The organism is Clostridium sp. L2-50, from assembly GCF_000154245.1.
Classification (GTDB): Bacteria; Bacillota; Clostridia; order Lachnospirales; family Lachnospiraceae; genus Coprococcus.
Map to the genome: position 1 here is coordinate 367,289 of NZ_DS480312.1, position 17,993 is coordinate 385,281.

Annotated in this window: 17 protein-coding genes; 2 read left to right on the forward strand and 15 right to left on the reverse strand. The window is 41.6% G+C overall.

The genetic code is table 11. The annotated features are described in order from the left end of the window. Positions 1 to 8 precede the first annotated feature (8 nt). Complete coding sequence (locus CLOL250_RS01825) at positions 9 to 872, forward strand: adaptor protein MecA (RefSeq protein WP_274922227.1); 864 nt, start codon at positions 9 to 11, stop codon at positions 870 to 872. Positions 873 to 1,045: 173 nt separating this feature from the next. Here the strand turns inward: CLOL250_RS01825 and CLOL250_RS01830 are convergent, their stop codons facing one another. After that, the gene (locus CLOL250_RS01830) at positions 1,046 to 1,264 is read right to left on the reverse strand and encodes a DUF1858 domain-containing protein (protein WP_008400300.1); all 219 of its coding nucleotides are present in this window, start codon (positions 1,262 to 1,264) and stop codon (positions 1,046 to 1,048) included. Positions 1,265 to 1,514: 250 nt separating this feature from the next. On the opposite strand from CLOL250_RS01830, the gene CLOL250_RS01835 reads away from it, so the two are divergent. Then, positions 1,515 to 1,685, forward strand: coding sequence for a DUF362 domain-containing protein (locus tag CLOL250_RS01835; protein WP_004852414.1), 171 nt, complete (start codon positions 1,515 to 1,517; stop codon positions 1,683 to 1,685). A 131-nt stretch (positions 1,686 to 1,816) separates the two neighbouring features. On the opposite strand, the gene CLOL250_RS01840 is transcribed toward CLOL250_RS01835, so the two are convergent. The 14 genes from CLOL250_RS01840 to CLOL250_RS01900 all read right to left on the reverse strand — a co-directional run bounded on the left by CLOL250_RS01840 (position 1,817) and on the right by CLOL250_RS01900 (position 17,993). Then, positions 1,817 to 4,498 (reverse strand): hypothetical protein, encoded by a 2,682-nt coding sequence (locus tag CLOL250_RS01840; RefSeq protein ID WP_274922222.1) that lies wholly within the window; start codon positions 4,496 to 4,498, stop codon positions 1,817 to 1,819. A 20-nt stretch (positions 4,499 to 4,518) separates the two neighbouring features. Beyond that, positions 4,519 to 5,019: a hypothetical protein gene (locus CLOL250_RS01845; RefSeq protein WP_008400307.1), complete on the reverse strand. Its 501-nt coding sequence runs from the start codon at positions 5,017 to 5,019 to the stop codon at positions 4,519 to 4,521. Between the two features lie 89 nt (positions 5,020 to 5,108). Further along, positions 5,109 to 6,182, reverse strand: a complete 1,074-nt coding sequence (locus CLOL250_RS01850) for a 6-phosphofructokinase (protein WP_008400309.1) — start codon at positions 6,180 to 6,182, stop codon at positions 5,109 to 5,111. A 50-nt stretch (positions 6,183 to 6,232) separates the two neighbouring features. Further along, complete coding sequence (gene recR, locus CLOL250_RS01855) at positions 6,233 to 6,829, reverse strand: recombination mediator RecR (RefSeq protein ID WP_008400310.1); 597 nt, start codon at positions 6,827 to 6,829, stop codon at positions 6,233 to 6,235. Continuing rightward, positions 6,829 to 7,179: a YbaB/EbfC family nucleoid-associated protein gene (locus CLOL250_RS01860; protein ID WP_008400312.1), complete on the reverse strand. Its 351-nt coding sequence runs from the start codon at positions 7,177 to 7,179 to the stop codon at positions 6,829 to 6,831. The genes recR and CLOL250_RS01860 overlap by 1 nt, the downstream gene beginning before the upstream one ends. Positions 7,180 to 7,219: 40 nt before the next feature. Further along, complete coding sequence (gene dnaX, locus CLOL250_RS01865; protein WP_044944617.1) at positions 7,220 to 8,956, reverse strand: DNA polymerase III subunit gamma/tau; 1,737 nt, start codon at positions 8,954 to 8,956, stop codon at positions 7,220 to 7,222. 97 nt (positions 8,957 to 9,053) lie between these two features. Next, the gene (locus CLOL250_RS14050; RefSeq protein ID WP_044944619.1) at positions 9,054 to 12,380 is read right to left on the reverse strand and encodes a hypothetical protein; all 3,327 of its coding nucleotides are present in this window, start codon (positions 12,378 to 12,380) and stop codon (positions 9,054 to 9,056) included. A gap of 44 nt (positions 12,381 to 12,424) precedes the next feature. Further along, a complete protein-coding gene (locus tag CLOL250_RS13210; RefSeq protein ID WP_008400319.1) occupies positions 12,425 to 13,900 on the reverse strand; it encodes a DUF6382 domain-containing protein in 1,476 nt (491 codons plus the stop codon). After that, on the reverse strand, positions 13,884 to 14,414 hold the full coding sequence (locus tag CLOL250_RS01880; protein ID WP_274922223.1) for a hypothetical protein: 531 nt from the start codon (positions 14,412 to 14,414) through the stop codon (positions 13,884 to 13,886). The genes CLOL250_RS13210 and CLOL250_RS01880 overlap by 17 nt, the downstream gene beginning before the upstream one ends. A gap of 49 nt (positions 14,415 to 14,463) precedes the next feature. Further along, entirely contained in the window at positions 14,464 to 15,240 is a 777-nt protein-coding gene (locus tag CLOL250_RS13215; RefSeq protein WP_049941076.1) for a TadE/TadG family type IV pilus assembly protein, read from the reverse strand. A 281-nt stretch (positions 15,241 to 15,521) separates the two neighbouring features. Beyond that, the gene (locus CLOL250_RS01890; protein WP_008400323.1) at positions 15,522 to 16,982 is read right to left on the reverse strand and encodes a DUF5702 domain-containing protein; all 1,461 of its coding nucleotides are present in this window, start codon (positions 16,980 to 16,982) and stop codon (positions 15,522 to 15,524) included. Between the two features lie 13 nt (positions 16,983 to 16,995). Further along, positions 16,996 to 17,145 (reverse strand): Flp1 family type IVb pilin, encoded by a 150-nt coding sequence (locus CLOL250_RS13615; protein ID WP_008400324.1) that lies wholly within the window; start codon positions 17,143 to 17,145, stop codon positions 16,996 to 16,998. Between the two features lie 108 nt (positions 17,146 to 17,253). Then, positions 17,254 to 17,622: a DUF6262 family protein gene (locus tag CLOL250_RS01895; protein ID WP_008400326.1), complete on the reverse strand. Its 369-nt coding sequence runs from the start codon at positions 17,620 to 17,622 to the stop codon at positions 17,254 to 17,256. Next, positions 17,619 to 17,993 (reverse strand): DUF6262 family protein, encoded by a 375-nt coding sequence (locus tag CLOL250_RS01900; protein ID WP_008400327.1) that lies wholly within the window; start codon positions 17,991 to 17,993, stop codon positions 17,619 to 17,621. Before CLOL250_RS01900 ends, CLOL250_RS01895 begins: the two co-directional genes overlap by 4 nt.

Sequence of the window (17,993 nt, forward strand, 5' to 3'; positions counted from 1 at the left end):
GAAATGGGGTGATCCTATTGAAAATTGAACGCTTAAGTGAAAATCAGATCAGATGCACATTGAATAAAGCAGATTTAGCAGACAAACAATTAAAAATATCCGAACTCGCATATGGTTCTCCAAAGGCAAAGGAGCTGTTTCGCGAAATGATGCAGCAAGCATCCAACGAACTCGGATTTGAAGTTGATGATATACCTCTGATGATCGAGGCCATCCCAATCTCATCAGAATGCCTTATATTGATCGTAACCAAGGTTGAGGATCCGGAGGAATTAGATACCAGATTCTCAAGGTTCACAAAAGATACGGATGCTGATGATACCGACTATGACGATGAAGAAGATGATTACGATGACGAAGATCTTACTTTTTCCTCCGATGACGACGATAACGTCATATCCGGTCAGATCAATATCGGAATCAACGGAGATTCTTCTCAGGTACCGGAAGCAATCTTTAATGCTCTGGAAGGCTTCGTAAACAGCTTATCAAGTATCGCAGGTGATAATGCAGAGATCACAACGAATTTTGATACCCCTGCATCCACTCCTGAATCAAAGGAAGAAGAAACACAGAAAGCCTTGACAAGACTTATCGTGTTTGATTCATTGAATACTGTGATCCAAGCCTCCAAGCAGATTGCCGGCTTTTATTTCAGTACCAACACATTATATAAGAATCCGGTAGATAAGCGCTTCTATCTTCTGTTCACAAACGACCAGAATACCATACCGGAATTCAATCGTGTCTGCTATATACTCGGTGAATACGGTTCATCTCAAAAGATGACGTCAGCGACACCTTATCATTTCAAAGAACATTATAAGATGGTTATTGAAGATGAGGCAGTACAGACACTGTCTGCTCTATAAATATTTATTCATGGGAAGCTTGATTCCTGTATATTTTTACAATTGAAAAGATTCAGATACAGCATTTTCTGTTACATCCGAATTTCTGTACAAAAAAAAGAACCATTCCTGTCAATACTCTTTCGGGAATGGTTTCTTTTTTACAGATCTGCTGCTCGGGCTGTTACAAATCACTATGCCTGCTGCTCCTCTTTCTTTGCAAGATAATCATTAATCTCAACTTCCAGCTCTGCAGCATCTAAACCGTGAACGGCTGCTGCTTCCTCTAATGTCTCTCCTGCTGCTGCAAGGCATCCGATACAATGCATACCTGCCGCCATAAGAATTGCAGCATTTCCTGCATCTACTGCTAAAATATCATTTATAAGCATATCTTTACTGATCTTTGCCATGTGGATATTTCCTCCTGTTTCCTGTATTCTTCATTGATTTTATGACATTTTTCGATTCCAAAAATATCTTCATTATTATAGTATACACAATTTTAATTGTCTATCCTTTTATATGAAAAAAAGCTAGGCAAACTCAAGTTAGCACAGACTAATTTTTTACAAATCACTTCATTTCACTTGATATAAAAAACTTTTTGATTTAGAATAGGTAACGAGATGTGATTATTATTACTAAAAGGAGGACAATCATATGGCATTCGTAATTGGTGATTCATGTATCGGTTGTGGTTCATGTGCAGGTTCATGCCCAGTTGGAGCTATTAGCGATAACGGTGGTGTTTTCGTTATTGATGGTTCACAGTGCATTTCATGTGGCGCATGTGCAGGTTCATGTCCTGTTGGAACAATTTCAGAGGAGTAATCCACACAGAACGTTGTTATCATAATATAGAAAAGCTGCCGGAATCGGCAGCTTTTCTTTTTATTTTATATACGGCAGAACTCAAACCTTTTGTGTAATGTCTTTGACCCCTTCTGTATATCTTTTCAATTCTACTCCTGAACATAGGAATAAAGTTCATTATTTCCCTTACTCATAGAGGCTTCATATTCTTTTCTTGACACCCGCACTTCTTCATCCAGTACAGGATCATAGTATCTGACCGCCTCACTGTTATAGCTGACGATCAATACATACCTTCCGTCATTTATCCTGCTGATAACCGGAATACCCCTGCCGATATATCCAAATACAAGATCTAATGAAATACCGGAGATATCTGCACCCGGATATTTACCGAGTACAGTGAGTGTCTCTACCGGATCTGTATACGATGCCTTCATCTCATCGTATGTCAGATCTGTAACGCCCTCATAGATCAGTGTCATATAAACGCAATCCCAAATGGAAGCTTCCACACTCTTTGAGCTCTGATGATAGATTGACGATGCAATCGTATTATACTCCTGTGTCTCTGACTGTCTGTATACGACTTCGCCATCTTTGGATACTACGATACCCGATATCTTTGTTGCCCGATTGATTGCATCTCCTGCCTTATCATAAATACCTGTCAGCCCCAGGTTATCATATACCATATATCCTGCATACTCATCTTCAACTGTAATAAGCATATCTGAGGAACGATTCGTTACAGTATTCTTCGTTATATTCAGATATGGTACATATGTCAGATAAATATTCGATGGAACCGTAAAATAAAGCTTTGATATACCACCGGATGAACTTCTTGTCACAGTCTGTATTCTTGCTACAGCATCATCTTCTTTGAAAGTGATGAAATCATCGTCTGTCTGCTTAAAATTTTCTCCTGACTTCACTCCTCTGGTCATATAGATCAGATTATCTTCAATCCGAACATCTACAATATAAGTATCGCCCTTTTCGTACTCTTTGATCTGTTCTCCATTTTCATCCACAATAAACAATTTATAAGACGGTATCTTGCTGTATACAGATTCTGCCAGTCCCGCCTTTGCAAATGATTCCTGATCCAACTGCATAGAATTATCTGCCACATCACAGATTCCATAAATCATATCTGAATTCTTAAAGCCATAACATATCAGACTCTTACCTGCACCGGAATCAAAAGTATATGTCTGTCCGGTTTTCAGATTCACCATTGTAAGAACGGAATTATCCGTACTGTTATCAGAACTGTCATATGCGATCACTTCCATATTATCTGATACATATACATGATCGAGTGATACCTGATCTATAAAATAAGATAACTGTTTCTGATCCACATTAATGCAATTCACTTTATTTCCAAGCATAAAATAAAAATTAGTACCATCATAATAGGTAAGTCTGGATACTTCATCCTTCATTGCTGCATATGGCTCATTGCATTCAGCAAATACCAGTTCAGTCACTTCCATAGTTGCAGCATCATAAGAACACAGACTGATTCCAAGCTTGCCTTCATGTGCGCCACGGTTCATATAACCATATACCGCAAACTTGATATTTCCATCATCATCCATCGATATAATGTTAATATCATAATGATCATATGTGTTTCGAACATTCTCCACATCATCCATCCAGAAACCAAATACCATAGATATCTGATTTTCAGAATAATTATACAACCACAATTGTCCATTTCTTACAAATGCGATTTTCTTATTATCTGAACTGTATTTGTAGTCTAATTTCTTATCCAGAACAATACCGATCTCATAGACATTATTCTTATTATCGACACCGGTTCTGTTGAAATATTCATCCACATACCGATCAAAGTTCATAACCGAGATCGTACCCTCATCAGCAGATGCTTCGCCATCTCCGGAGCCTGTATCTCCGGTTGAGTCCTCTGCTCCGGCACCAGTCATATCACCGGTTTCCGCACCGACTGTCGTGTCATCCGGCTGCAGTTCTTTGTAACTCACACGATAGTATTCCCTGATAGAGTAATAATCTGTTTCTCCGTTTGAATCCTCTGTCATCGTTACATAGTCTAATTCGATCACGGCATAATTTACATCAATCTCTTTAATCTGTGGAATGATCGATGTAATACGAATCGGGTTCATTCCGCTCCAGATCAGATCCTTGTAACTGCTGTTCAGATTCATATGTCCCATGGATACGCTATCATCATCTTGCCCTTTATATGCCTGCATATACGGATAGATCAGGGATGCTTCTTCATAAGTATCAAACTCAAATGTTGCAGCATTGAATTTCTGTACAAAATCAAGCAGCTCATCTGCGTGATAATTGTCATTGATCACAATTCTTGTATAATATCGAACCGTTTCTTCATCCTTTCCGTCAAGCTTGAATACAAGCATATATTCTGTATCCGGCTTTATATCCATACGAATCTCGATATCAAACATCTGATAGCCGTTTTCTTCCCCATCCGATTCAAGATCACCATTCTCGATCAATGAGTCACCCGATATCGATCGAAGCTCATAGCTGTAATCTTTTGCATAACCATTCTTATCATCTACTGCAAGCCGCACCTTCTTATCATCTGTAACCGGGGTAATGCAGTCTCTGAACAGAGTGGTATCAACTACCGTTGTATAACCATGAAGGCAGTTAATATATCTGCCCTCATAGTCTACATATACTAAAGGCAATGTGGCATTCTCCATTTCCATTGCCAGATTCTTATATTGTCTATTCTGAAATTTATCAACTAAAAAAATAGTAATCACAAAGAAAACTGCCATTACTATTATTCTCATAATAAGTGTTCCTATTTTCTTCACAGGTAAAATCGTCTCCTACATCTTCTGTAGCGCTCACGTCTACAGTAAAATTCATTACAGATCAATGTTTCTATCAAATTACGCATCATACAGTTACCACAACCATTTCCCCTCGGTACATACGGAGGTTCTGATGGTGCCGCTTCCATATCCAAGTGGATATCAATATCCCGATCGGGAAGTTCCGCATAGACATCTCTTGCTATTTTACGGATAACCTCTGCATCCGGATATTCCGCAAACATCGGACTTCCGGCATATTCCAATTTATCACATTCTTCTTCTACCATTGCACTGATGCGCCGTACCCGTTCAGGGTACATCTCTTTCAGATATGCCCAGTCCTTTTCCGCACGGCTGAGATCTTCATTTGGATCATCCGGCAGGAGCAGACCTGACATACCTCTTGTCAGACTATATACATTTCCATTCTTTATCAATCCTCTTATATTCGTATCCTTACCGTCATATGGAATGTATTTGAATTCGTTCTGCATACAAATCTCCCTGTCTACAATCTTAATTACTATTAGTATATATGCAGACAGAGAGACTTATGTTACTGAAAAACTGTTTTTCTCTGAATTTAATCGCCAAATGAGATTCCAAGCGTTTTTGCCGCCAGTACAATATCGTCATCCGGAGATACATATTTGAGCTTTCCTGCTGATTCTGATAATGGAATAGCAGTTACCATATTATCCTTGAATACAACGAGCTTTCCGAAATCCTTTGCCTTGATCAGCTCCGCAGCCTTTGCACCGAATCTGGATGAGATCACTCTGTCATATGGGCATGGGCTTCCACCTCTCTGTGTATGACCGGGAATCGCGATACGGATATCCTGTGTTGTGAACTCCTTGAGCTTGTCTGCCATCTCATATGCAACAGATGGATACGGAGAATTTGCGATTACTTCCTTTCTCTTTTTCTTTGGAAGCTCAGCAACCTCTTTGGAGATTGCTCCTTCTGCTACTGCAACGATAGTAAAGCCTTTATTGTTCTTCGTTCTCTTATCGATTGCTTCATATACTTTCTTGATATCATATGGGATCTCAGGGATCAGGATAACATCTGCGCCACCCGCAATGCCTGCGTGTAATGTGATCCATCCAACCTTGTGACCCATAATCTCTACAATAAAGATACGATTATGGGATGCTGCTGTCGTATGAATACAGTCAATCGTCTGTGTTGCCACATCAACAGCACTCTGGAAACCAAATGTCATATCGGTTCCCCAAAGATCGTTATCGATCGTCTTTGGAAGACCGATTACATTTAAACCTTCCTCGCTTAACAGATTTGCTGTCTTCTGCGAACCATTTCCTCCTAATACACACAGACAATCCAGCTTCAGCTTCTTGTATGTGTCCTTCATGGATTTCACCTTATCAAGACCATCCTCTGTCGGTTCTCCCATAAGTTTAAATGGCTGTCTGGAACTACCAAGAATCGTTCCACCCTTTGTCATAATGCCTGAGAAATCATCCGGCTGCATCTTGATATACTGTGCTCTCATCAAGCCCTTATATCCATTCAGGAAACCATAAATCTCTACTTCATCAAATAACTCGTACAAACCCTTTGCTACACCACGCATGGTTGCATTCAGTGCCTGACAATCGCCGCCACTGGTAAGTAATCCAACTCGCAACATTCCTAAACACCTCTTTCTTCTTTTATATGTAAAACATTATTTAATTGTCCCTATAAATATACTCTGCCTTCTAATGCCCGAAGAAGCGTCACTTCATCAATGCATTCCAGATCTCCGCCTACCGGTACACCACTGGCTATCCTGCTCACTTTGATGCCTGCCGGCTTGACCAGCTTCGATATATACATCGCCGTTGCTTCACCTTCCGGTCCCGATCCTGTTGCAATGATCAGTTCATCTACATCTCCCTGTAACCGCTTCATCAATTCTGCGATCTTGATATCTGCCGGTCCGATTCCCAGAGATGGATTGATCACTCCATGCAGTACATGATACACACCATCATACTGATTCGTTCGTTCATATGCTGCCAGATCCCTCGGAGTCTCAACAACCATGATCACCTTATGGTTTCGATTTGCCGATCTACAGATCGGACAGAGATCACTGTCGGTAATCGTATAACAGTTATTGCAGTATCTTATCTTCTTCTTTGCATTTACAATCGAATCTGCCAGTGCCTGCGCACGTTCCTCCGGCATACTGATTATGTGGAATGCCAGTCTCTGTGCTGTCTTTGCTCCGATACCCGGAAGTCTGCCAAGTTCTTCGATCAGACGGTTTACTTCACCACCATATATATCCATTAGAACGGTAAGCCTCCAAGACCCATACCGCCGGAAATCTTATTCATATTCTCCTGATAATCTTCATCCTGCATACGGAATGCTTCATTGACAGCAGAAATGATCAGATCCTCTAATGTCTCGATATCATCAGGATCAACAACTTCTGGATCCAGCTTGATCTCCATTAATTCCTTCTTACCGGAAACCTTTGCTGTAACAACTCCGCCACCTACAGAAGATTCATATATCTTGTCTTCTAATTCCTTGGTAGTTGTCTCCATCTGTTTCTGCATTCTCTGTGCCTGTTTCATTAAGTTGTTCATGTTACCAGGCATCATACCCATATTATAGCCGCCTCTTTTAGCCATTTTATATGTCCTCCTTGATTCTTAACTCTTTTTTATGTTTTTATTCATACTGAATAGCAAAATTGATTTTCGTAAGATCATTCGCCTCGATCTCCTGTGCTGCATCACTGTTCTTTGAGACAACCTTCAACTCGATCTTTACCTGTCTTCCGGTCACTTTCTCTATATGCTCCCGTAATGCTGCCATTCGTTCTTTTCCTTCAAAATAAGCGATTGCCTGCTTATTATCTTCATTCTGAACATATGCCAGATACAGACCATCCTTGGCTTCATTAATATTGATTCTTGCTTTCTCCAGAAATTTCTTCGTAATATTCTGATATCCATCCATGATGATATCCCATTGCTCTACGAACTCTCTTAATTCATTATAATTCGCTTCCGGCAGTTCTTTCTTCAGCTGTTCTGACAGTTTCTTCGATGCTGCTTCTATATCTGCTTCTCCCATTGCAGGTGCCTTTCCTATCTGCATTCCTTCCTGCTTCAGTCTTGTGCAGATCTGATCCAGCAATTCCTGTGATACTGCTCCGGCACCCTGCACTGTTGCTCCTGCCGATGCTGTAACACCTTCTGATACCGAGCTTCCTATACCATTGTTCCCGGCAACCACTAATCCGGCAGCTCCACTCTCTAACTTCTGTTCCAGAACTCGGACCCGGTCAAGCAGTGCACTGTAATCTGTCTCCATCTCCGGTTTGCATAATTTGATCACTGCAAGCTCCAGAACGATACGCTTCTGAACCGCATATTTGATATTTGCCGATGTATCCGAGAATATATTGATATAACGAATGAGTGCATCCGTATCGATCTGTGCTGCAAGCTGTCTTAACCGCTCCAGATTCTCTGCTGACATATCAAGCTTCTGATCTGCCTCCGGTGAAACCTTCACCAGCAGTACATTTCGAAGAAACCATGTGAATTCTGAAACGAACCGGGACAACTCACGTCCCTGCCATACGACCTCATCTACCAGATCGATCGCGCCGACAACATCGAGCTTTATCACGCAGTCAAGCAATCGGGCAAATACATCGATATCGACTGCACCGATCGTATCCAGAACATTCTCGTATGTCAGTTTTTTACCTATATTAAAGGCTATACACTGATCCAGAATACTAAGTGCATCTCGCATAGAGCCATCCGCCGCTTTGGCGATATAATCAACTGCTTTCTTCTCAGCTTCGATCTGCTCTCTGCCAAGCAGCTCCATCAGACGATCACTGATCGTTTCTACTGAAATCCTGCGAAATTCATACTTCTGACATCTTGATGATATCGTAATCGGAATCTTATGTGATTCTGTTGTTGCCAATATAAAGATGACATAAGCCGGTGGTTCTTCCAACGTCTTTAACAGAGCATTAAACGCTCCCTGTGTCAACATATGAACCTCATCGATGATGTATACCTTATATTTTCCTTCCGATGGCGAATACTGAACTTCCTCTCGGATCTGTCTGATATTGTCTACACCATTGTTAGATGCCGCATCGATCTCGATCACATTCATGGATGATCCATCGGCGATTGCACGACATGCCGCACACTCATTACATGGACTACCATTTATCGGGTGCTCACAGTTTACTGCCTTTGCAAATAACTTAGCTATGGATGTCTTTCCGGTTCCTCTGGTTCCACAGAACAGAAATGCATGTCCGATCCTGTTATTTATGATCTGATTCTTTAGTGTTGTTACAACATGATCCTGACCCTTGACTTCTTCAAAAGTATCCGGTCTCCATTTACGATATAATGCCATATAAGACATGACGATTTCCTCCAAAATACAACTAAAGATATTATATCCGAAATGGTGATTGATAGCAATTATTAGTTTTCAAGGTGCTGGGCTTTTTCTATCCTATTTATTTTCGTTTCTTATTTCCGTTTCTACAGATCAATAATATCATGGCTGCCAAAAGAGCAGCTCCTGCTCCGATACAGGCAATCAATAAGAGGCTGGTCTGATCACCTGTCTTCGGGGTTCCTGATTCATGTATCTGTTCGGTCGTCTGAGTCGTCAATTCTGCAGTAAGCTCTTCCGTATCTTCAGTGGTTGCTTCCGTGGTATTCTCAGTTGTTATTTCGGTGCTGTTTTCGGTTGTAATTTCAGTACTGTTCTCCGTCGTTACCTCAGTACTGTTTTCGGTTGTTATCTCGGTTGTATCCTCGGTTGTATCCTCGGTCGTTGTCTCGGTTGTATTCTCGGTCGTTGTCTCGGTTGTATCCTCGGTTGTCGTCTCCGTCGTTGTTTCTACTGAAAGTATCGTCTGTCTTACTTTTTCTTCCGGATGCTCCGGTGTAAGGTGCTTATAATATATTACAGGATCAAGCGCAAAGCCTTCCGATTCCTTCACCTCCACAACCGCATACCATCCAAACGGAAGTCCTGAAAATACGCATTCTTCCTGATCTGCTGAAATCGCAACCAGACTGTCATCCGGCATACGAAATTGATTTTCCACACCACAGGAATTTAAAATCTCCGGAATTCCAATTGCTGTCAATGTCTCATTATTCGTCTGTTGTCTGAGTTTCGTCGTAAAGGTTCCGACTTTATACCGTTCATCATACGGCTGATCTTTGCCGGTTACCATATATACCTCATATACCGCACCCTCAAGTGAGAAACGGGTATCATGGTCTGTTATCTCCGGAGCTTCGCTTACTTTTTCAAGCCTTAATTCTCCGGTCTTAGCCGTATCCGCTACGGTTATCTCATACCGATAACTGCCCTCATCGTTTGGATCACGATTCTCTAAGGACATATCTACTTTTTGAGGTGTCAGATTTTTCTCAAAATATGCATTTCCCGAAATTTCGACCAGATAATAGATACCAGCCGGTAGTCCGTCTAATGTATATTCATCCTTCCTCGTAAGAGCAATCGTTGCTCCGTCGGTCGGGGCAAATCCTTTATTTATATCTGTCACCTTGCCCTTTCCATCCTCCTGTATCTCAAATTCTCCCGCATATCGAGCATCCTCCACAGAGCAACCTCCTGTCGCATCCGCCATATATAAACGATAACGGATTCCTGCAAAAGAATACTCGGATGAGTGTGCGGCATATAACTGATCGGTCGTTTTATTCACCGATAAATTAATCTTAGAATTATGAACCTGAAATTCGTACTCCGAACTTTGCGTTGTAATCTCATGATAAACAGCTTGTGCCGGACAGAATCCCCGTTCCGTTGCACTCACAGCATCCTCCACCAGCACATACCAGCCAAGCGGAAGATCATAAATATCCCGACATAATGACCAGTCAATGTCTTCACCCTTATAATCACTCTTTATTCCAAGTGTTATTGCCTCAGATGTCAGACTGACAGGTATTCCTTTTCCCTGTGCATTTACCATATACTCGCCTATTAATATAGAACTTCCTTCTGCATCGTAGGCAGTCTTATCATTCGGAACTTTATATAGTCTGAATCGAACTCCCTTCGTCTGTGATATATCTCCAAAATATGTCTTTATCAGGCGCAATTTTCCCTTTTCCATATCTTCGCTGACAGATGCATCCACCTGAAATGTGCTGTTCTTTTTTAATGTAAAACTCTTAACTTCCGAATCAACCCGATAGCCTGTATGAACGATTCCCGCGGTATCGTATGGATAGACATTTGCATCCAGATAGCCATAGGTATTTCCTTTTGCCGCATACCATCTCGCTTTACCGTCTCCGGTATAAACGGTATCCCGTTCTCTGTAATAATAAGTATACGAACTGTCCTTTTCCAGATTCAACTTTGTCCAGTAGTATATGCATGGCGTATATTTATACTTTGTTATATAGTGTTGTCTTGCCGCTTCACTGTCAAATACTACATTTGCACCATCCTTATCCTGATATGCCTTTCCATCATAAGATACAACTATGTTTGAACCCGCTTTGTCCGTACAAGCTTTGTCAGAATAGACAGTATAGCGGATTCCTGCCATATTATAATAAGGTTCATCTGACGGAAGCCTGACGGCTGCCGGATTTACCGGATTCTTTTCTACTGTAAATGAACCATCTGTCAGACTTTTTCCCCAGTCAACAGTCATCGCAAATGTATATTCATATAAAACACCTGCAAAGCACGACTGAATCTTTTTATTATCCGGCACTACCGCATATGTAGTAAATCCATACTTCTCAGCTGCTGTCTTTGCTATCTTAGTGTTTCCCGACGTCTGAATATCTGCTGTAAACAGGAATCGATCTCCCGCTTTTAACCGCACTGTACTTCCACCTGTACAGGCTTTCCATTTGCTGTCTTTTACCGTATCATTCCATGTCACACATATCCAGAATGTCACGCCCTGACCGGAAGGAACTTTTACTGAAAAACCGTTCTCTGTTCCTCCTGACACCCGGATAACCTCCGTTCTTTTCTTCCGCTTCTGTTCAGGGGTATTATCACTGACATAAGCTGTTTCTGTTGTGCTCATATTATATGTATACTTCAATCTATTTTCTGCTGATGTCGGTGCAATATTCGTTACTACCGGACCGGGAAGCTTCCCGCCGATCATCAACTCTGCCTGTGCTCGCGTCAGCGGAGATGTCCCACTTATCGTCGCATCAGAATGACGGATTGAATTTAAAAGATTTTGAATAACAGTCTGTGACTTCTTCTCTTTATATCCCTGATATAATGCTTTTCGAATATTGCTATTCAACATGCTTCCATTATGTGCATACTGATCTGCCGCATCGTCACTATAAACGGCTGCTCTTGTTCCCCTGCGATGAACACCATCTGCCAGCGTCTCACCATACCACGGCATCTGTGCATCTTTGTCCCCACAATATACAGAAAACAGTTTGCTATAAGTATTGCCCTTATATCGTAATATTCGGTAATCCTTACAGCTGTTTTCTGCTTTCATTCTTCCAAGCCTGTACTCTTCTATGTCTGATTCTATGAGCTCCGGTAACGCCTGTACCGCTAACGCCATCTCAGCGGTTTCACCCGTTGTACTATCAGCCGTTTCCATAGCATCACTGCCTGTTGCAATAACTATCTGTCTTAGTGTCAAACCACCACCGGCAAAACTACCCAGCATTTCTGATCTGCCAAATGCATAAATCGACAAACATATACATACCAATACCACACATATTATGCCTGTTATCACCCGTCTTCTCCGGTTCCTCCGTCTTCTCCGTTTTCTTTCTTCTTTTTCAAACTTCATAGCGTCATCATTTCCTCCTCGTCTGTATAATTAATCGTCCCGGATCAACACACCCGAAACTCATAGCGTTCGCTTCCAAATGAAACCTCATCACCGGGGAATAACAATACCGGATATCCCTTCTTCAATGGATAATCATTGACACATGTTCCATTTGTTGACTCAATATCTTCCAATATAAAATTTGCATCTGCATAAGCAAGCTTCGCATGAACCCGGCTGATACTCTCACCATGTAGTCGGCAGTCTGCCATATCTCCTCTGCCGATCAACGCCGGAATCCGGGTCACATACACCATTTCCGGCTGAGAACTATAACCGGAAAGTGAGACGAACATCCCATACGGCTGTCCGGTATTTAACACCTGTGTATCCGCTGCATTTTCGTCCGTACATATCTCGCACGATTTATCAAATAATCGTAGCTTCTCTACATCGCTCTCAATTTCATCGTCCGTAATGTCTTCTGTTTTCTGTTCTCTAAAAGCTGTATGCTGCAAAGGTTCTTTCGGGTATTCTTCGTATATCCTGTTATCTTCTGTCCGTTTATCAAGCTCTATATATGCCAGCAATTCCACAGCCAGCAATATGCATATGCCTAATAACGGCTTCGTATGTTCCACCCGTCCATATCTTCGACATTGCAAATAAGCCATTATGACCCCAGCTAAAAACGTCAGAATCATACCACCTATAATCAAGCTCTTATATATATTCCATTGATGTCGCATACTGATTCCCGCCCTGCTTCCTAAGTCGCTCAGGCTACTCTTTTCGATACTTACCTGATCTTCCGATTCCGAATCTTCCCTGCTCATATTCCAGACAGCTTCCATATCCCTGCAAACATCATCTATCTGAGATCCGCCCCCTTTTTTCTCTGCATATCCGATTCCCGACATTTGAAAGGAACCATCACATGATAAGATCCGATCAAGTTCTGTCCCTAACTCTTCCGGATCAACATATTCTTCGACTATTTTCTGATACAGATCATACACCTTATCTGCCTGAACCCGATTCGTATGATCCATTCTACCAAGGTACTGTTCCATCAATACCCGCATCTGCATCCGCACACTTATCTGATATCCCGGCAGATAAGTAAAAACAAATTGTTTCTTATGGTTATCAAAAAATATGTATTCTTCCTGTAGAACCAGATCGTTCATCACCAGCAGATAACGTCTGAGTTCCCATATTACATGAAACACCGCCTGAAATACCCGCATGATTTCCTCCGGTGAAATCGACATAGATGCATACGAAGGATCCGAAGTCGGCTGTGCCGGCATGGATGCAAATGCTGCATCCATATCCATCATACCGGCCACATATTCTGTAAGACCGCTTACCTTATAACAGGGATACCCCTCACCATCTATATAGCGAAGACGCATATCGAGAATACCGCTTATATGATTTCTCTGTAACATCTCCATCTCATATGATGGCTGACATACAACATCAGATAACAACATATATACATCAAATCCATCTGTGTCATAATTCTTTTCCATATAGCTGCCACCTCCTGAGATTATTCCCTGTATCCCGGATCTCCTCCTCCAGTTTGATTTTATTCTGACTGACTTTTTTATTGATCAGCAGTCCTATGCCCAGATGGTTTTCTTCATATTTCACCACAGTTTTTCGTCTTCTTACAGAATAGAACAGCTTTCCGCTGCCCTTATTCTCAGATACACTGACCTCCAACTCATCCAGATTGTTCATATATTCTGATAATGACTGAAATATCTGTTGTTCCAGTATCTCATCTCCTGTACCAGCCTGCCCGGCTATATAGCTTTCTTTATTGTATGTAATGGCATACGCTTCTCCCCGCGCAGCTGCCCGGTTGATCTGCATGAACATCATATTAATTGCAATAAATACAATAGTGATAACGATCGGCATAAGCACACACATTTCAACTATGATCGAACCGGCGTCACCCTTTATACGCTCATACGGCCTGTTATTCTCCATAACCATACTTCCATATTCATACGCCTTGTCAGTCTTCATAGCCATACATTGAGTTTTTCTGCCCTTCTCCATATACATATCCCCTTTCTGTCTTCTATCTGCCACATTCAGAGCAATAGGGAAGCCCAGTCACATCCGACCTGCGAACCCTTGTCACCGTACGTTTCAGTCCTGAACACCCTATCGATAGATGATAACGGTCACCCGTCTCTGTCACATACACCGCAGAATCTGCATGTTTTCCTTCTGCACATAATTCACAGGGAGATAACGAATTCTGTATCTGGTTCAAGTTCGTTTGCCGGATCGTCAGCCGGATGTGATAACAGTTTCTGCTGGTATGGCAGACATCACCTGTCTCTGCAATATATACATAACTGTCATCGTTATCTGCTCCGTCCAAGATCAGACCCACATATGCTTTCTGGCAAATCTGCTCAGAAACCTTCCACCTGATTATTCCGATAAATGGAATCTCCTGCTGCAAGCCATACCCAAGCCGCAGATAGATGCATCCATCAGTCGTATCGTAATCCGCCTGACTTATCCGTATCCCGCTACTTCCACCTGTTACATATCGGTCAACCATATCCGTATCATCTATATAGGTATGAAGCACCATCCCTGCTGTAACAGCGTCTAAGCTCGCGTCAGCTTCTGAATCTGTCAGTTCCATATATTTGGTCTCTGCCATATACTGTGCAGTCTCCTGCATCGCTTCATATACCAGCATTCTGGTCTGAAGGAGATTCCCAATCTGGAAGCAGGCAAATGCTGCCAATAAAAACAGCGGTAACACCAGCATGGCTTCTAATGTTGCACTTCCCCGATTTCCTGTTTGTTTCTGATCTAAAGGGATGGTCTTATACACTCTCTTTGCCCTGCGCATGGCACCAAAATCTAACTTTCCGTGGAGAGACGGGGACATTATACATACAATTATTCTTTTTACGTGTATCACTACCATATTAACCATGCCGCCTGACAAGCAAGAGAGCATATAACACCACCCCTTATCTTACTTTGTAGTAGTTTTTTCAGACCCTCTCCAAGGTCCAAACGATCACCAAATGTCACAAGACATTACTATCTTGTTCCAATCCTGATACGACATATCTCTGCAAACATCTTGATTCAACATATCTCTGGCAATTATCTCTGTCCCTGATATGAAGCCTCTATAGCAATGCTGAAATTTGTCCCATGCTTCCGGATATCAAGGTCTGCCGTGTATGCACAGATACAGTCTCTCATCAAAAACTCCGGCTGTTTTTCCCTTACAACCATCTGCATAACATCACACATGCGCTCATATATGACATCTCCTTTTTCTGCCAGAAACAGGAATAAAAATGTCCGGTAATCAACACCATCCGCACCTGAATAATCCATCCGATCAAGTTCAGTAAGCTTACCGATACTGTCAAAATCTACAGTCCACTCCGCGCCTGTCTTTACAAGCGGAATCTTATGGCCTGCAAGTAACGAGCGAATCTCCACCAATGTCTCCGCATAAGACAGACATGCCACTAACAGATATTTGGCGGCTCCATATGTAATTCCCGGTGCAAGTGATAATGTAAGTGCTATACTATCGATCTCTGCCATCTTCTCCGGGTCAGTCAATAATACCGCCATATTAACAGGCATCCTGTGAAGCACTATCCGGTTTACAACGGCCTGCAGGTTATCATAATCATTGTCCCGGCCTGCGATCAGGTACTCGACTTCGCATTGCAACGGATGTCCCTTTCCATCGGTTCTTGTAAAATAATCAAAGCACGTCAGCCCATATAGTAGTTCTTTCCCTGCATCTGTCATCTCCGACAGACCATTTCCGGCTTCTCCACTCTCGGATGAGCCGCTTCGGGTCATCTTCTGCATATCTGCTTCCAGACGATCAATATCCTCAAATGAAGTATCCACGCTGCAATCATCCTCACCATCTGCACGATCCTGTCTGCTGTCCGAATCCTTTTGTCCGGTATGGGACGGAAGCTCGCTCATTTCTATCTTCACACCTGATACACCAGAATTCTCCGGAAGTACCAGATCAAGCAATCCATGCTTCATCTCTCTTTGTAATACTTTTCTTGGATCTTCACCTTGCCAGTCACCGGATTTCTCACTTTCTTCCAGCTTCCCTGTTGCAATCTCCTGTGCCATAGTCTCAGCCGAACGATCATCCAACTGCATCCATTCTCCAATATCCTTTACTGCCTTTACCTGTAAATACAAAGTCATATAATCGCGGATCTGCTCTCTTAGCAGCGCACAATGTGAATCCATCACAGATTTCATTCCGGTAAGACTGACATCTTGTATCTGAAATCCATATGACGAAAGTGTATAATCCAGATAACGAAGCATTCTGTCTTCCAATGCTCCCTCTCCTCTGCCTGCATACGTTTTATCCAGCAAAAGCACATGATATTCCTCAAATATCTGCTCCTGATAATCGGCTTTGATATGCTCGGAGGCTCCTTTCGCAGCCTCCGATACCCTTGCTCTGTCCATATGAAATTCAACCACTCCGATAGCCGCAAGGAACAAAACCAGAAGACTTATCAGTATCAGACTGAGAAATACTGTGATCTGTCCCTGATTTCTCATTCTGACCTCCTTATCAATAGATCTTCTTTGCACTCTTACCGATTGATTTCCATATGTTATTTACAAGCGTCGTAATCTTGTTCTGAAAGATCAGAACCATTGCGATCAACACCACAATAAAATCCAGTACCTGCCCCGGAATGCTTGAAAATAATTGTCTCATCTTTCACATCACTCCGATGTGTAAATTATTTTTCTTTTTAATTTAGTAAAAAAGCAGGCTCTTGGATATCCTCTTGTCCAAAAGTCTGCTCTCTTACTTTATGTAAAATTACCTATTTTCTTTCAACCTCTGATTTTCCTCTTCTAGTAATTCTATCTGCAGCTCTAGCTCTTTAATTCGTCTCTTGTATAAAATCATTTGTCTTTTCAGCTGCTTATTAACTTCCTCAGTCGCTCTATCAAAAATTGCCTTTTTAGGGTTATAACATTCTCCCTGCTTCAATTGTGCATCTTCTACCATTTGTTTGGCCTGCAAATTTCTATAAAAATAGCTCCTATCCACCCCTGCATATTTTGCCAATGCAGTAATTGATATCCGCTCCTTTCTTCGAAGCATCGCATCAATCTCTCTCTGAATAATTTCTAAATTCTCTTTTTCTTGCTGTTTCTTGAGCCCTACAATTTTATCATACTTCATTTAACATCACTCACACCTTCCTGTTGTCTTCGCAAAAAATCTAACTCTGATTCTAACTTTTGATTTTCTGCTTTCAATTTTATAATCTCGATTCTCATAGCTAACAATTTTTCCTTATACTCATCAAGGAGTTCCACTTCGTCTATGTTCATTTTATAGCTTTGATTTTGAATATCAACAGCTTTATGTACTTCTTCTTTGATTTTTGGATTTCTGTAAAAAAACGAGTTAGATAAGCCTGTTCTTTTGCATAATCCGGAAACTGTAATCCTTTCGCCCTCATTACGCATTCTTTGAATTTCATCCATTGCTAGTTTTACTTTTTGCCTGCTTTTTTCCTGGCTCATTTCGATGATTTTATTTGCCTTCAT

What these genes read in the sequence shown, in the direction of transcription:
- CLOL250_RS01850 (WP_008400309.1), bottom strand. Translation starts at nt 6,182, where the DNA reads ATGTTGCGAGTTGGATTACTTACCAGTGGCGGCGATTGTCAGGCACTG.
- CLOL250_RS13210 (WP_008400319.1), bottom strand. Translation starts at nt 13,900, where the DNA reads ATGGAAAAGAATTATGACACAGATGGATTTGATGTATATATGTTGTTA.
- CLOL250_RS01845 (WP_008400307.1), bottom strand. Translation starts at nt 5,019, where the DNA reads ATGCAGAACGAATTCAAATACATTCCATATGACGGTAAGGATACGAAT.
- CLOL250_RS01880 (WP_274922223.1), bottom strand. Translation starts at nt 14,414, where the DNA reads ATGGCTATGAAGACTGACAAGGCGTATGAATATGGAAGTATGGTTATG.
- CLOL250_RS01835 (WP_004852414.1), top strand. Translation starts at nt 1,515, where the DNA reads ATGGCATTCGTAATTGGTGATTCATGTATCGGTTGTGGTTCATGTGCA.
- CLOL250_RS01830 (WP_008400300.1), bottom strand. Translation starts at nt 1,264, where the DNA reads ATGGCAAAGATCAGTAAAGATATGCTTATAAATGATATTTTAGCAGTA.
- CLOL250_RS13615 (WP_008400324.1), bottom strand. Translation starts at nt 17,145, where the DNA reads ATGAGACAATTATTTTCAAGCATTCCGGGGCAGGTACTGGATTTTATT.
- CLOL250_RS01860 (WP_008400312.1), bottom strand. Translation starts at nt 7,179, where the DNA reads ATGGCTAAAAGAGGCGGCTATAATATGGGTATGATGCCTGGTAACATG.
- CLOL250_RS01890 (WP_008400323.1), bottom strand. Translation starts at nt 16,982, where the DNA reads ATGAGAAATCAGGGACAGATCACAGTATTTCTCAGTCTGATACTGATA.
- CLOL250_RS14050 (WP_044944619.1), bottom strand. Translation starts at nt 12,380, where the DNA reads ATGAAGTTTGAAAAAGAAGAAAGAAAACGGAGAAGACGGAGGAACCGG.
- dnaX (WP_044944617.1), bottom strand. Translation starts at nt 8,956, where the DNA reads ATGTCTTATATGGCATTATATCGTAAATGGAGACCGGATACTTTTGAA.
- CLOL250_RS01900 (WP_008400327.1), bottom strand. Translation starts at nt 17,993, where the DNA reads ATGAAGGCAAATAAAATCATCGAAATGAGCCAGGAAAAAAGCAGGCAA.
- CLOL250_RS01840 (WP_274922222.1), bottom strand. Translation starts at nt 4,498, where the DNA reads ATGAGAATAATAGTAATGGCAGTTTTCTTTGTGATTACTATTTTTTTA.
- CLOL250_RS01895 (WP_008400326.1), bottom strand. Translation starts at nt 17,622, where the DNA reads ATGAAGTATGATAAAATTGTAGGGCTCAAGAAACAGCAAGAAAAAGAG.
- recR (WP_008400310.1), bottom strand. Translation starts at nt 6,829, where the DNA reads ATGGATATATATGGTGGTGAAGTAAACCGTCTGATCGAAGAACTTGGC.